At 64.1% G+C, this 13,842-nt stretch carries 12 protein-coding genes and 1 pseudogene; 9 read left to right on the top strand and 4 right to left on the bottom strand.

Annotated features, from left to right (window positions below; all coding sequences use genetic code 11):
• Positions 1-107 precede the first annotated feature (107 nt).
• The 4 genes and pseudogenes from OKW39_RS15795 to OKW39_RS15780 all read left to right on the top strand — a co-directional run bounded on the left by OKW39_RS15795 (position 108) and on the right by OKW39_RS15780 (position 4,819).
• Positions 108-791, top strand: coding sequence for an MFS transporter (locus OKW39_RS15795; RefSeq protein ID WP_429562989.1), 684 nt, complete (start codon positions 108-110; stop codon positions 789-791).
• Complete coding sequence (locus OKW39_RS15790) at positions 784-2,316, top strand: transposase (RefSeq protein WP_429562411.1); 1,533 nt, start codon at positions 784-786, stop codon at positions 2,314-2,316. Before OKW39_RS15795 ends, OKW39_RS15790 begins: the two co-directional genes overlap by 8 nt.
• Positions 2,307-3,203, top strand: a pseudogene (locus tag OKW39_RS15785) (MFS transporter); the annotation flags it as partial. The gene OKW39_RS15790 and the pseudogene OKW39_RS15785, both read left to right, overlap by 10 nt.
• Before the next feature lie 341 nt (positions 3,204-3,544).
• Entirely contained in the window at positions 3,545-4,819 is a 1,275-nt protein-coding gene (locus tag OKW39_RS15780) for an EAL domain-containing protein (RefSeq protein ID WP_187614144.1), read from the top strand.
• Here the strand turns inward: OKW39_RS15780 and OKW39_RS15775 are convergent.
• The gene (locus OKW39_RS15775; RefSeq protein WP_429562988.1) at positions 4,775-5,830 is read right to left on the bottom strand and encodes a sigma-70 family RNA polymerase sigma factor; all 1,056 of its coding nucleotides are present in this window, start codon (positions 5,828-5,830) and stop codon (positions 4,775-4,777) included. The genes OKW39_RS15780 and OKW39_RS15775 overlap by 45 nt on opposite strands.
• Positions 5,831-5,854: 24 nt before the next feature.
• Here OKW39_RS15775 and OKW39_RS15770 point away from each other — a divergent pair, with 24 nt between their 5' ends.
• The 3 genes from OKW39_RS15770 to OKW39_RS15760 all read left to right on the top strand — a co-directional run bounded on the left by OKW39_RS15770 (position 5,855) and on the right by OKW39_RS15760 (position 8,463).
• Positions 5,855-6,043 carry a hypothetical protein gene (locus tag OKW39_RS15770; RefSeq protein WP_184058213.1) on the top strand — a complete coding sequence of 63 codons (189 nt, stop codon included), beginning with the start codon at positions 5,855-5,857 and terminating at the stop codon, positions 6,041-6,043.
• 57 nt (positions 6,044-6,100) lie between these two features.
• Complete coding sequence (gene clpP / locus OKW39_RS15765) at positions 6,101-6,748, top strand: ATP-dependent Clp endopeptidase proteolytic subunit ClpP (RefSeq protein ID WP_429335231.1); 648 nt, start codon at positions 6,101-6,103, stop codon at positions 6,746-6,748.
• Positions 6,749-6,912: 164 nt separating this feature from the next.
• Positions 6,913-8,463, top strand: a complete 1,551-nt coding sequence (locus tag OKW39_RS15760) for an NYN domain-containing protein (RefSeq protein WP_429562987.1) — start codon at positions 6,913-6,915, stop codon at positions 8,461-8,463.
• Between the two features lie 121 nt (positions 8,464-8,584).
• Here the strand turns inward: OKW39_RS15760 and OKW39_RS15755 are convergent, their stop codons facing one another.
• The 3 genes from OKW39_RS15755 to xseA all read right to left on the bottom strand — a co-directional run bounded on the left by OKW39_RS15755 (position 8,585) and on the right by xseA (position 11,929).
• On the bottom strand, positions 8,585-9,136 hold the full coding sequence (locus OKW39_RS15755; RefSeq protein WP_090801611.1) for a glycine zipper family protein: 552 nt from the start codon (positions 9,134-9,136) through the stop codon (positions 8,585-8,587).
• Between the two features lie 618 nt (positions 9,137-9,754).
• A complete protein-coding gene (sodB, locus tag OKW39_RS15750) occupies positions 9,755-10,333 on the bottom strand; it encodes a superoxide dismutase [Fe] (protein ID WP_013090345.1) in 579 nt (192 codons plus the stop codon).
• 216 nt (positions 10,334-10,549) lie between these two features.
• Positions 10,550-11,929 carry an exodeoxyribonuclease VII large subunit gene (gene xseA / locus OKW39_RS15745; RefSeq protein WP_429562986.1) on the bottom strand — a complete coding sequence of 460 codons (1,380 nt, stop codon included), beginning with the start codon at positions 11,927-11,929 and terminating at the stop codon, positions 10,550-10,552.
• Between the two features lie 549 nt (positions 11,930-12,478).
• On the opposite strand from xseA, the gene lpxK reads away from it, so the two are divergent.
• Complete coding sequence (gene lpxK, locus OKW39_RS15740; protein WP_429562985.1) at positions 12,479-13,495, top strand: tetraacyldisaccharide 4'-kinase; 1,017 nt, start codon at positions 12,479-12,481, stop codon at positions 13,493-13,495.
• Positions 13,476-13,679 (top strand): Trm112 family protein, encoded by a 204-nt coding sequence (locus OKW39_RS15735; RefSeq protein WP_007180583.1) that lies wholly within the window; start codon positions 13,476-13,478, stop codon positions 13,677-13,679. Before lpxK ends, OKW39_RS15735 begins: the two co-directional genes overlap by 20 nt.
• The last annotated feature ends 163 nt before the right edge of the window (positions 13,680-13,842 follow it).

Raw genomic sequence — 13,842 nt, 5'->3', positions numbered from 1 at the left:
GACGCAGCACCGACACCCGCGCAACGCTGCGCCGCCCGCTGCGCCGGGACCCGCTTTTCCCTAGAATAGCGAGTCCCAACCCGACCGAGCGCGCCTAGCCACCTCATATGTCCACGACGACGCCTCCGCCCGCCCTCGCTCCCGATATCCCCTCGGGTCCTTCGCCCCGCTCGCTGACCGTGATGCTGTGGCTGGTCGCCACCGGCTTCTTCATGCAGACGCTCGATTCGACGATCGTCAACACCGCGCTGCCCGCGATGGCGACAAGCCTCGGCGAACTGCCGCTGCGCATGCAATCGGTGGTGATCGGCTACTCGCTGACGATGGCGGTGATGATCCCCGTGTCCGGCTGGCTCGCCGACAGACTCGGCACGCGGCGCGTGTTCTTCAGTGCGATCCTCGTGTTCGCGGTGGGCTCGTTGCTGTGCGCGAACGCGCATACGCTGAACCAACTGGTGCTGTTTCGCGTTCTGCAAGGCGTGGGCGGCGCGATGCTTCTGCCCGTTGGGCGGCTCGCGGTGCTGCGAACCTTTCCGGCTGAGCGCTATCTGCCGGCGTTGTCGTTCGTGGCGATTCCGGGGCTGATCGGACCGTTGATCGGACCGACGCTCGGTGGCTGGCTCGTCAAGATCGCGTCGTGGCACTGGATCTTTCTGATCAACGTGCCGGTGGGCATCGTGGGCTGCATCGCGACGTTTATCCTAGAAACGGCAGTTGAAGGTTTGAAATCAGGCGCCAAGGCAATGCGGGCAACGGTCTTCGGAAGTCTGGCAAACTCACCCGATGGGTGAAAAGACAGACCGGGATATTGCGGCGGCACCGGACGCCGAACCGATGATTGTCGACACGATGGGCGGGCGCATGCACGTGCATTGGGACGAGGCCGCGCACGCGACGCCAAACGGCCAGCTGGTGTTCTTTGCCGAGTTTCTCGCGACCGCCGGCGTGTTCGATGCGTGGGTCGATGCTTGTCCGCTCGTGCATCGCGGCGGCAATACGTCGGACAAACGTGACGTGCTGGGCACGCTGGTGCTCGCGGTCCTTGCTGGCCACCGCCGCTATGCTCACGTGACGGCACTGCGCGGTGACGCGGTAGCGGCGCAGGCGCTGGGTATGAAGCGCACCGTCAGCGAGGACACCGTGCGACGCTCGCTGTTGCAGATCGATGCGGTGGCCAGCGAGGCGTGGATGCGCCCGGCGCTGATGAACAGCGTACGCGAGGCGCTCGCGACGCCGTGGATCATGGACATCGACGCGAGCATCAAGCCGCTGTACGGACGTCAGGAAGGCGCGGAACTGGGCTACAACCCGCACAAGCCGGGGCGTCCGAGCCACGTGCTGCACACCTTCTGGGTCAGCACCCTGCGGCTGGTGCTGGACGTGCAGGTGAGCCCGGGCAACCAGCATGCGTCGCTGCACGCCAGGGAGGGGCTCGGTCGACTGCTCGACGAACTGGATGGGTGTCGCCCGGTGCTGGTACGAGGCGACTGCGGCTATGGAAACGAAGGTGTTCTGGCCGTGCTGGAGCAACGGGCGCAGCCCTACCTGCTTCGTTTGCGCCAGACCAGGAATGCGAAGCGTCTGATTACCCGGCTGGCGGGGCGCAGCAGCTGGGGGCAGGCGGATGCCCAGGGATGCCAGGCGATCGAAAGCGAACTGCGGCTGGACGGCTGGTCGCGCACACGCCGCGTGGTCGTCGTGCGCCGCCGGATTCGTGACGACGTGGTGAACGCGCCGCGCAAGGATCAGCAACAGCTTCGGCTGCCGATCGCCGACGTGGCGGTGCTCGACGCCCATCAGATGTGGGAGTACACGATCCTCGTCACCAACGCACCGTATCCGCTGGACTCGATCGCGCAGTTGTACCGCGACCGCGGCGATTGCGAGAACGGCTTCGACGAACTGAAGAACCAGTGGGGCCTGGGCGGCTTCACGACGCAGGACATCACGCGCTGCCAGACGACGGCCCGGATCGGCGCGCTGGTCTACAACTGGTGGTCGTGGTACTGCCGCGCCGCTCATCCGCAAGGTCGGCTCGAAGCGGTGACGAGCCGGCCGCTGCTGCTGGCCGCCGTCGGTACGAGCGCCAGCCACGCTGGCGGCACCCGGCTCTATCTCACGCCGTTGCATGCGATGACGCAGACCATCCGTGCGCTGGTGGGCAATATCCGCAAGGCACTGCAGCATGTCAGACAGCTCGCGGAGCAATCACCGAAACTCGATCGCTGGCGCGCGCTGCTGCGCTACATCTGCGCACAGATCGTCCCTTCGAAATTGCCTCGGATTACTCATGATCTGCTTGTTGCCTCGGGGTGATCGCCGTTTTTAGGTTTATCTTCATGCCGGATAGCCGCAACGAACACACGAGCAAATTCGACCTTGGCGGCTACCTGTTGCTGGTGGTGGGCATGGTGGCGATTTCGTTCGCGCTCGACGGCCGCACCGAGTTCGGCATTCAACATGCGACGGTGCTGGTGCTGCTGATTCTGAGCATGGCGTGCTTCGTTGCGTATGGGCTGCACGCGGTGCGCGTGCCCGCGCCGATCTTCCCGCTCGATCTGTTCAAGATCCACACGTTTAGCGTTGGGCTGCTCGGTAATCTGTTCGCGCGGATCGGCAGCGGCTCGATGCCCTACCTGATTCCTCTGCTGTTGCAGGTGAGCCTCGGCTATAGCGCATTCGAAGCCGGGCTGATGATGCTGCCCGTGGCGGCCGCGGGCATGGCGACGAAGCGCCTCGTGACGAAGCTGATTCTGAAGTACAGCTACCGGCGCGTGCTGATGGCGAACACGATTCTGGTCGGCCTGATGATGGCGAGTTTCGCGCTCACGAGCACGCATCAGCCGCTGTGGCTGCGGCTCGTGCAACTGGCGATCTTCGGCGGCGTGAACTCGATGCAGTTCACCGCGATGAACACGTTGACGTTGAAGGACCTCGGCACCGGCGGCGCCAGCAGCGGCAATAGCCTGTTTTCGCTCGTGCAGATGCTTTCGATGAGTCTCGGCGTGACGGTGGCCGGTGCGTTGCTGACAACCTTTACCGGCATCATGCAACGCGCGACTGGCGCCAATTCGCTGCCCGCGTTTCATGCGACGTTCCTGTGTGTCGGCATCATCACCGCATGCTCGTCATGGATCTTTGCGCAGTTGTCGCCGGAGATTCGCACGCCCGCGAAAAAGACCGATCCTTCGGAGCGTACTTGAAAGCCGCAGTAGCCAGGACGACGCATCCTCGTGCACTCGCGAACGGATTTCCGGGCATCGCTCCGCGCGCGCCGCGCGCCGCACGCAGCACGCAGCACGCAGCACGCTTGCACAGCGTCGCCGACCCGCAACAGGGCGCGTCCCGCACCAGCGAAGTGCGCGTTATCGCCTTCGTACCGCGGCGGGCGCACAACGATTTCCTCGGAGCATTGCTGGTGGACGCTCGAGCTTTGTTCGAACACGCGCATAGTTCTTGCTCGTCTATCCTGTAAACTCTTGGTCTGCGCGCGCGAACTCCTGCCTGGCCCAGCAAGCCCCGCCATTTCCACACGACTGACACGATGAGCATGATCGAACTCGATCCTCCCGGCTTCCAGCCACCACGCCCGATGGCCGGCGACGAAGGCTCCCGGCGTACCGTTCTCTATGGCGGCTACACCGTTTTCAGCGTGTTTCAGCCGGTCTTTTCGGTATCGCACCGGCGCGCGATCGGGTATCACGCGTCGCTGCGCGTGCACGACGAGCATGAGCGGCAAGTGCCCTCGCACGAAGTCTTTACGCAGGCCGCGCGACGCGGCGATCTGCTGGAACTCGGACGGCTGGCCGAATCGCTGCACCTCGGCAACTTCAACGCATTCGACAGCCACGACGAATGGCTCTTCCTCAGCCTGCATCCGGCCGCACTGATGGACACCAGCTACGGCGACGCGCTGCTTGCCAGCCTGAAGGCGCTCGGCCTGCCGCCGCAGCGCGTGGTACTCGAAGTATCCGAACAGGCTGGCGGCGAAACCACGCGCTTCGCCGAAATCGTCGATTCGCTGCGCAAGTCCGGTTTCCTGATCGCGCTCGACGGCTTTGGCGCCAAGCATTCGAACATCGACCGGGTGTGGAATCTGCGGCCGGACATCGTCACGCTCGACCGCTGCATCCTCGCGCAAGCGAGTGAACACTCGCATATCGAGCGCGTGTTGCCGGGCCTCGTCTCTCTGTTGCACGAGTCTGGGCAACTGGTGCTGATGGGCGGTCTGAGCACCGAACGTGATGCGCTGATCGCGCTCGAATGCAATGTCGACTTCGTCCAGGGCGCATTTTTCGCGGGTCCGAGCGTCGAACCCGTCAAGCCGCAAGTTGCCGCTGGCCTGATGGATTCGCTCTCCGCTTCGCTGCGCGAACGCGTTGCCGCTCGAGAGAAAGCGCAATCCGCGCGGCTCGCGCCGTATGTCACGGCGCTCGAGGCAGCCGCCGCGCAGCTGGTTGCCGGGGAATCGATCATGCAGGCGACCGCACCTCTGCTCGCGCTCGGAGAAACGGCGCGCTGCTTTGTTTTGGACGGTTCGGGGCGGCAGATCGGCGACAACGTGCTGCCGCCGGGGCGCACATCGCAACGCGCAAAGCGCTTCAGCCCGCTGCTGCATTCCGAAGGCGCGAGTTGGGAGCGCCGCCCGTACTTCATTCAGGCGATGCGTCAACCGGGGCGGGTTAATCTGACGCCGCCGTATCTGTCGATCAACGAAGCGCATCTGTGCGTGACCGCCTCGATTGCCGCGCACACGTCGCATGGTACGCAGGTGCTATGCGTCGACATCAACTGGGAAGTCGCGGCTCACCGTAACTGACGCCCCCGGATGGTCCTTGATGCGGGCAAGCAGTTCCATGACCGCATCACGGCCCAGCATCCGGTTGGCCGCCTGCAGATGCGCGGCGCTGGTCAGGATGCGCAGCGAGACGATTTTCGCCGAAAGGTCCGTTTTGCCATCCGTCACCACGTCGATTAACCCGACGATCTCGCCGTCGCAGAACAGTGCGATGCACACCGCACCCGCCATCGACACCACCTCCGCATGGCTCGCCTGTTGCGCGAGCGATGTGACTACAGCCATCCACTTCGGACCTGAACCCGGTTCGCGGTCGCGTTGCGCTTCGGTTTCAGGCCTTGGCCCTTGTGCTCGAAGGGCCGGGTTGGCTGTGGGGAACGGAGGCGGCGGAGCGTACAAAGGCACGTCGCTGATCAGTTGCGGCGCATCGCTGAAAAGCTCTAGCAGGCCCGCCCGGTCCTGCGCTTCGAGCGCCGCGCGCAAACGCTCGACGATTCGCCCATGCACCGCCGGATCGGGCCGCTCCAACGGCGCCCCCGCACGTCTCAGACGCTCCTTGGCGCGATGAACCATTTGCCGGCAAGCGGCCGGTGTGCGCTCGAGAATCGAGGCGATTTCCGCATAACCGCACTCGAACGCTTCATGCAGGACGAGCGCCGCACGTTCGTCTGGTTTCAGATGTTCGAGAAGCAGCATCACGCCGTACGACATATCTGCCGCTCGCAACGCCAACTCCTCCGCCGATGGTGCGACCTCGTCGAGCCACGGCTCCGGCAACCAGCCACTAGCCTGTGACGCACGCTCGCGCTGTGCATGCCGCAGACGGTCGATCGCCGTGCGCGTGGTGAGCGTGGTGAGCCACGCGACCGGCGTTTGCACCGCCTGCGTATCGGCCAGGTGCCATTTGAGCCAGACATCCTGCACCACGTCTTCGGCCTCCGCGCGACTGCCGAGCATCCGATATGCGAGTGCCAGCAGACGGGCGCGCGCGGCCTCGAAACTGGATGCCTTGTCGATTCCCTGTTCCGTCATGCGTAGACCTCCCGATGGTGCGTGGTGAAGAAGCGGCTGCATACCGGCGGCATGGCTCAGGCGCGCGTCATGCTCGGTATTCCTGAGCTTGACGCATGGGCAACCGGTGATGTGACAGCGCGGCGCAAAAAAATTCGCTGTCACAACCTGTCACAACGCCAGCGGCTGCTTCGTCAAATGAGCAACAACCGGCGCATGTCACGCGGCTTCTGATCCGCGGCGGCCTGCGCATCCCGGAATGCCCGCGCCATCCATCTGAACGAGGAATCCATGCCTTCCAGTTACCCGTCTGTCTCCGGCCTCGGCCTTGTGCCCACGGTGATCGAACAATCCGGCCGGGGCGAACGTGCCTATGACATCTACTCCCGCCTGCTGCGCGAGCGCATCGTCTTTCTTGTCGGGCCCGTGAACGAGCAGTCAGCCAGTCTGATCGTCGCGCAATTGCTGTTTCTCGAATCGGAGAACCCCGACAAGGATATTTCTTTTTACATCAACTCGCCCGGCGGCTCCGTGTACGACGGCCTCGCGATTTACGACACCCTGCAGTTCATCAAGCCGGAGGTCTCGACCTTGTGCACGGGTTTTGCCGCGAGCATGGGCACCTTTCTGCTCACCGCGGGTCAATGCGGCAAACGGTATGCGCTACCCAATGCGCGCATCATGATTCACCAGCCGTCGGGCGGCGGTCAGGGCACCGCGGCGGACATTGAAATCCAGGCCAAGGAGGTGCTGTATGTACGAGCGCGTCTCAATGCGATGATGGCCGAGCGCACCGGACGCAGCATCGAAGAAATCGCGCGCGACACCGACCGCGACAACTTCATGTCGGCGCTCGAAGCGAGGGAATACGGATTGATCGATGACGTGCTGGAAGCTCGCGCGACATGGAACAACGCAGGCCGTCGCGACACCCTGTAACGGAACTGACATCGAGCCGCCCGCTGGACCACCGGTTGGACCGCAGGCTGCAAATTCGCACCTACCGATCGGTGCGAGCGCACCACAAAAGCTGCTCACCTTCGCTGGAATCGCTATCATGTCGCGATTCGTCGACTTCGACGACCGCTTCAATGGAGATACACATGGCGTCATCCAACGAAAACGTCAGCATGGCGCTGTTCTGCGACTTCGAGAATGTCGCGCTTGGCGTGCGCGACGCGAAGTACGACAAGTTCGACATCAAGCTGGTGCTCGAGCGCCTGCTGCTGAAGGGCAGCATCGTCGTCAAGAAAGCGTATTGCGACTGGGACCGTTACAAGAGCTTCAAAGGCGCGATGCACGAGGCCAATTTCGAGTTGATCGAAATTCCGCACGTGCGCCAATCGGGCAAGAATTCCGCCGACATCCGGCTCGTCGTCGATGCGCTCGATCTTTGTTACACGAAATCGCACGTCAATACGTTCGTCATCATCAGTGGTGATTCGGATTTCTCGCCGCTCGTGTCGAAGCTGCGCGAGAACGCCAAACAGGTGATCGGCGTCGGTGTGCAACAGTCCACCTCGGATCTGCTGATTGCGAATTGCGACGAGTTCTTCTTTTACGACGATCTTGTACGCGAAAGTCAGCGCGCAGTCGCAAGGCCCGAATCGTCGCGTCAGCAGCAGAACACCCAGCAGGCAGCCAAACGTGCGCCTGATGAAGAGAAGGCTCCGCCCAAGGAAGATCTGGAGAAGCGCCGCAGCAAGGCCGTTGAAATTGCGGTGAAGACATTCGACGCGCTCGCTTCCGAACGTGGCGACAGCGGCAAGATCTGGGCGTCCGTGCTGAAGAACGCGATCAAACGGCGCAAACCGGATTTCAACGAGACGTATTACGGGTTTCGCGCTTTCGGCAATCTGCTGGAAGAAGCGCAGGCGCGCGGGCTGCTCGAATTCGGCCGCGATGAAAAGTCAGGCGCGTACGTCTATCGAAGTACAGCCGTGAACGTTGCGAGTGAAGCGGCAAGTGAAACCATCGGCGAAACCGCGGCGGAGTCTGCCGAAACGGGGTCGGCTGAAGCGGTATCGGCCGAACAGGCGGCCGAACATTCGTATGAAGCGCAGGCGGCGCAAGCGGCCGCGTCCGAGTCGGGCGGCAAGCACAAGTCGCGGCGCAAGGAGCGCAACAACCGCAAGCTGGGGCGGGGTCAGCAGGAGGCCGCGCACGGCAAGCGCGGTCACCACGAAACGGCTGATGAAGAGCATGCGGCTACCGCTGCGGCTCTCACCGAACACGCGGAACCCGCCGAAGAGGTCGAGCGGCAGGAACCGCGTGAACACGCGCCGCTCCCACATGAGTTCGTCACTGAACCGATAGCTGAAGAGTCCAAAGCTCGCGCTGTAACAGCGCAAGCGGATACAGCCGCTGAACAAGTCGTATTCGGCCAAGGAACCGACCATTCCACCGACAGCGACCAACCCGCGCAGCGTCAAAGCGCCAAAAAGCGCGCATCGCGCAAAACGGCCGCGAAGAAAGTGAAGAAAAGCACGCCAGGCACGATCGAGGAAGTACCTGAGATCGCAGCGCCGGCCGCGCCCCCTGCTCCAGCAATCAACTCGGAAGAAGGGTCTGAGGCCGCGAGGAAGGCAGCCCGTAAAACGGCGTCCCGGAGCCGTCGCCCGCGCAAAGCGGCATCGACCGACAGCGCGGAATAAGGAGCGGCACGGATTCGACGATCGTCGCTAAAAGCTACCGCCCAACCGTCCTTCGGACTTGAAATGCAGTACCGGCCGACAATGCAAGACAAGCAAGCCGGCCGGCCTCAGCTATCGCCGCTCAGTAAGCCGGATAAGGCGCATACATGACGGGCGGAGGCGGCGCGTAATAAGGACGGGGCGCGACGTACACCGGCTGCGTCGAATAGTAAGGCTGCGGCTGAACGATCGTCTCACCCTTCGAGGTCATGCACTGGGCGTAGGCGGTGTCGTAGCGCGCCTGCATGCCGGCCGCCGAATACTGGGCGCCATTCGCGCCGTTCGCGCCCCCGATCAGCAGACCGCTGCCGGCGCCGATCGCCGCGCCCGCGCCGGCGTTGCCCGCCGCGGCGCCGAACAGCGCGCCGATCGCCGCGCCGCCGAGCGTGCCGAGCGCCGCGCTGTTCACGCTGTTCGTGGTGGCCGCCTGCGCAGCGCCGGACGGATTCGTTGATTGATTCGCGTAGTCGCGGCACGCGTAGTCGTTCTGCTGGAACTGGCTGAGCGGCTCGCCGCTGCGCGGCATCGCGGCTATGCTCGGGCCGCTCGGTGGCGCCACTGCGCAACCGCCTAACGCGAGCGCGATGACGGCGGCGGGAATCGCCAGGCTGATCGTTTTATTGCTGGGAATCATGGCGGTGCACTTCGGAGGATTGGAATTCAAACGTTAGGCTAGTCGCGAAATTCCGTGGTTACGGCTCAGTTACAGAAAGTTTTTTGCCCGGCTGGCTGGCCTCGACCTTGCTGCGAGTCGCTGCGGCGATTGGTACGTTATATCAAGTCATGCTTGTAGATGAGCTGGCAATCGATTGACACGACGCCGGCCGCGCCGAACGTCGTACTCCAGCAACCGGGCGCGACGACCTTCCCGAGCGCCGCGACCGCGCAGAACTTCCGGTATATGAACCATCCGCCGCCAGCGCCCGCCCTCGCCAGTTCGGCGAAGTCGACGGGCGGGGACCGGGCTCATCGGCATCGACAGATGTCCACGAATTCTGGCCCCGACGATTAGCCGCAGGGCAATTTCACTTAGCGCCGCGCCCCGCCAAACCGCAGTTACCAACTGTGACAAACTTCTTTCAGAAGCGCGTAAGAAGGGCATCCCTCGGTGGTAAGCAATATCAATTCCTCCCCTTCCAATCGCCTCCAGAAAGAAAAAGCCCTCGCGATGGAGGGCTTTCGTCTCTGGCTACCATCTTCAAACGCGACCGCAAGGATCACGACATCAGACGGCGAGCCGCAACCGGCAATCTCAAGCGAAGTTTTTCGCTGCGAAGTCCCAGTTGACGATGTTCCAGTACGCCTCGACGAACTTCGGACGCGCATTGCGATAGTCGATGTAGTAAGCGTGCTCCCACACGTCGATCGTCAGCAGAGCCTTCGCGTCGGTGGTGAGCGGCGTGGCGGCGTTGCTCGTCGACACGAGGTCGAGCGAACCATCAGCCTTCTTCACGAGCCATGCCCAGCCCGAGCCGAACGTGCCGACCGCGGTCTTCGCAAACTCTTCCTTGAACTTGTCGAACGAACCCCACTTCGCGTTGATGGCGTCAGCCAGCGCGCCGGTCGGTGCGCCGCCACCTTGCGGCGACAGGCTGTTCCAGAAGAACGTGTGATTCCACACCTGAGCCGAATTGTTGAAGATACCGCCCGACGACTTCTTGACGATCTCTTCCAGCGACAGGTTCTCGAACTCGGTGCCCTTGATCAGATTGTTCAGGTTGGTCACATAGGTCTGGTGATGCTTGCCATAGTGAAACTCGAGCGTCTCTTCCGACATGTGCGGAGCGAGCGCGTTTTTCGCAAACGGCAGCGGCGGGAGCGTATGTTCCATGGTGCTTTCCTTCTCTGTATCTGTTGTGGGGAGTCTGCGGATGACGCTATCGAGCACTCGATTGTAGGCGAGTTGGAATAACCCCGCAAACCAACGGCCTTTGTGTCCGGCATGTCGAACACGCCGTGCGCAAGGCCCATGAGAAGGGCGCGCATGGCGCGTGCCCGGCTCGTCGGAAGACAGTAAACAGGGCATCACGCGCCCACCGGTGAAACGTCAGAAACCGTCGGTCAGACGCGCCTGCACGTCGGCGAGCGCGACATCGGCCGAGCCTTCGGCGAGATGCATCGTCAGACGACGTCCAGGTTTCAGCGACGACGGCGTGCGAATCGCCCGACCGCTTTGCGCATCGAGCACGGCCGCATAACCGCGTTCGAGCGTGCGCTGTGGACTCAGCACTTCGAGTCGCGCGCTGAGCATGTCGATGCGCGCGACCTGTCGTTCATGCCGGCGCGATAGCGCCGCATTCAGACGCTGCGCCAACACGTTGACGCGCGTGCGCTCGGCCGCGAGATCCGGACGCCAGCGTTGCCAGCGCATCTGCAGCAGCGAAAATCGCGCACGAGCGTCGCGCACCGGCCGGGCGCCCGCCGACGCGAGCCGAACGCGCAACTGCTGCAGATGCGTGCGCTGCCGCGCGAGCCGCTCGGCGGGCGACACGAGCCGGCGCGCCAGCCAGTCGAGCTGCTGCGCGCGCCGCTCCATCATGCGGCCGAACGCGCGCGCGAGCGTCGCGTGCCGATGATCAAGTTCGCGCAGCAGCATGACGCGCTGTGGACTGACGAGTTCGGCGGCAGCGGTCGGCGTCGGTGCACGTACGTCGGCGGCGAAATCGGCAATCGTGAAATCGGTCTCGTGACCGACGCCGCTCACCACGGGTATGACGCTTTCCGCAATCGCGCGCGCGAGCACTTCTTCGTTGAACGCCCACAGATCTTCGATCGAGCCGCCGCCGCGACACACGATCAGCACGTCGACCTCGCGGCGCGCGCCAGCCGCCTCGACCATCGCCGCGAGCTTCGCGCTGACGCCCGCGCCCTGCACCGGCGCCGGATAAACGATCACCGGAATATGCGGCGCGCGACGCGACAGCGTCGTCAGCACATCGCGCAATGCGGCAGCCTGCAACGACGTGACGATACCGATCGCGCGCGGATGCGTCGGCAGCGCGCGCTTGCGCTCGGCGGCGAACAGCCCCTCGGCCTCGAGTTGCGCCTTCAACCGCAGAAACGCTTCGTACAAACGCCCCTGGCCGGTGCGGCGCACCGCTTCGACATTAAGCTGCAGTTCGCCGCGCGGCTCGTACATCGTGACGAGGGCGCGCACTTCGATGCGATCGCCTTCGCGCGGCATGAATTCGGCGTACTGAGCTCGACCGCGGAACATCACGCAGCGCATCTGCGCCTGCGCGTCCTTGATCGAGAAGTACCAATGGCCGCTCGCGGCGCGCGTGAAGTTCGACACTTCACCCGCGACCCAAACAAGTGGAAACGAGCGTTCGAGCATCGTGCCGATCGCGCGATTGAGCGCGGAGACGGGAACGACGACCTCACCGCCAGGTGTGGCCGCAGAAGCAAAAGGATTTTCGGGGTTCATGCAAGGAATAAATAGCGCTGGCCGGACAGACGATAGACCGAGTGAAGAGCCGCGTCCAGCCGGAATCGCAGGATTGTTAAAAGTGTCCACATGGCGGGAACCGCCTGACGAATTCCGCCAGAACGCCCGCCAACGTCAATAAATTCCTGGCAGAGCCTTGATTTATATGGCGTTTGCATCTCGATAGCGAGCGAGTACTACGATCCAAAGCGCACGGAATGGCCCTTCGGGACGATCGGACGGCAGGTTCTCCACAAAGTTATCCACAGACTGTGCGCAACCGCACATAGCGTGGAGCGGCGTGCGTTGGACCTTACGCGACTTGCCGGGCGGGACGCCCGCGCGCTACAGTGCCGGGTTCGACGGCATGTCGATCGCGCAGCGCGGCGGAGAGCTTGCCCGGCCCGAGGCCACTGGCCGCGGGCCCTTTCGCCGCGCCGCTCGCACCTCATTTTTTGACCCGTATTCGCATTCGATTGCCCGGAGAACCGCGTTGATGTTGACCCCGCGTAGTGCGCACGGCGCGCAGTCCGTGCTCGCAACCCGCCCATGAGCGAACTCAGCGACCGTCTCGGAGCGCGCCTCTCGCGCGAATGGCAGCAACGTGGACCGCTCGCCTGGGCGCTGACGCCGCTCGCCTGCGTGTTCGGCGCAGTCGCGGCCGCGCGCCGCGCCGCGTTTTCGCTCGGCTGGCTGAAATCGGTGCGCGTCGGCGTGCCGGTGGTGGTGGTCGGCAACGTGACGGTCGGGGGCACCGGCAAGACGCCGACCGTCATCGCGCTCGTCGAAGCGTTGCGCGCCGCGGGCTTAACGCCCGGCATCGTGTCGCGCGGCTACGGCGCGCGCGTGAGCACGCCGACCCGGGTCACGCCCGGTTCGTCGGCACGGGTCGGCGGAGACGAGCCGTTGCTGATCGCGCGCCGCACCGGCGCACCCGTGTGGGTCTGTCCGGACCGCGTCGCCGCCGCGCAGGCGTTGTGCGCCGCGCATCGCGATGTCGACGTGATCGTCACCGACGACGGCTTGCAGCACTATCGCCTCGCGCGCGATGTCGAACTCGTCGTGTTCGATCACCGGCTCGGCGGCAACGGTTTCCTGCTACCGGCCGGGCCGCTGCGCGAGCCGCTGTCGCGCCGCCGCGACGCGACGCTGATCAACGATCCGTATGCGCGCATGCTGCCCGCGTGGCCGAACACGTTCGCACTGCAGCTCGCCCCTGCCGACGCGTGGCATCTCGACAATCCCGCACTGCGCCGCCCGCTTGCGCAATTCGCCGGTCAACGCGTGCTGGCCGCGGCCGGCATCGGCGCGCCGGAACGCTTTTTCGCGACAGTGCGCGCGGCCGGCCTCGCGCCCACGACGCGCGCGCTGCCCGACCACTACGCGTTCGAGCGCAATCCGTTCACCGACGTCGACGCCGACGCGATCCTGATTACGGAAAAGGATGCGGTAAAATTGGGGGCCTGGCACGACGCGCGCATCTGGGTAGTCCCGGTCGAAGCCGCGCTTGATCACCGCCTCACTGCATTAGTTGTGGAGAAAGTCCGTGGACGCTCGCCTGCTTGAAATCCTCGTCTGCCCGATCTGCAAGGGCCCGCTCAGCTACGACCGCGCCGCGCAGGAACTGATCTGCAACGCGGACAAGCTCGCCTATCCGATCCGCGACGGCATTCCCGTGATGCTCGTCGACGAAGCGAGGCAGACCGTCGAAGGCACGCCGGTCGATCTGAATCCCGGCTCGGTCGCCTGACCCGCAGCGCCACTGCAGCGCGAGGCGTCGCGTCGTCTCGCTCGCGCGCGGGTCAAGGCAGGCTTCATCGATGCCACCGCCCCCTCCCCGCATGCGCTCCAAAATCGATCCGCAGCCGTTTTCGCCGCTCCGGCTCATGTCCGACTCTGCGTGAGCGTCGCGC

It is taken from the genome of Paraburkholderia sp. MM6662-R1 (assembly GCF_050436245.1).
GTDB classification, from domain to species: Bacteria; Pseudomonadota; Gammaproteobacteria; order Burkholderiales; family Burkholderiaceae; genus Paraburkholderia; species Paraburkholderia tuberum.
Note: the sequence above shows the minus strand (reverse complement) of the source record. Positions and strands in the feature narration are given on the sequence as shown.

Excerpts from the sequence above, each read along its gene's own strand:
- OKW39_RS15795 (WP_429562989.1), top strand. The coding sequence starts at position 108 with ATGTCCACGACGACGCCTCCGCCCGCCCTCGCTCCCGATATCCCCTCG.
- OKW39_RS15790 (WP_429562411.1), top strand. The coding sequence starts at position 784 with ATGGGTGAAAAGACAGACCGGGATATTGCGGCGGCACCGGACGCCGAA.
- OKW39_RS15780 (WP_187614144.1), top strand. The coding sequence starts at position 3,545 with ATGAGCATGATCGAACTCGATCCTCCCGGCTTCCAGCCACCACGCCCG.
- OKW39_RS15775 (WP_429562988.1), bottom strand. The coding sequence starts at position 5,830 with ATGACGGAACAGGGAATCGACAAGGCATCCAGTTTCGAGGCCGCGCGC.
- clpP (WP_429335231.1), top strand. The coding sequence starts at position 6,101 with ATGCCTTCCAGTTACCCGTCTGTCTCCGGCCTCGGCCTTGTGCCCACG.
- OKW39_RS15760 (WP_429562987.1), top strand. The coding sequence starts at position 6,913 with ATGGCGTCATCCAACGAAAACGTCAGCATGGCGCTGTTCTGCGACTTC.
- OKW39_RS15755 (WP_090801611.1), bottom strand. The coding sequence starts at position 9,136 with ATGATTCCCAGCAATAAAACGATCAGCCTGGCGATTCCCGCCGCCGTC.
- sodB (WP_013090345.1), bottom strand. The coding sequence starts at position 10,333 with ATGGAACATACGCTCCCGCCGCTGCCGTTTGCGAAAAACGCGCTCGCT.
- xseA (WP_429562986.1), bottom strand. The coding sequence starts at position 11,929 with ATGAACCCCGAAAATCCTTTTGCTTCTGCGGCCACACCTGGCGGTGAG.
- lpxK (WP_429562985.1), top strand. The coding sequence starts at position 12,479 with ATGAGCGAACTCAGCGACCGTCTCGGAGCGCGCCTCTCGCGCGAATGG.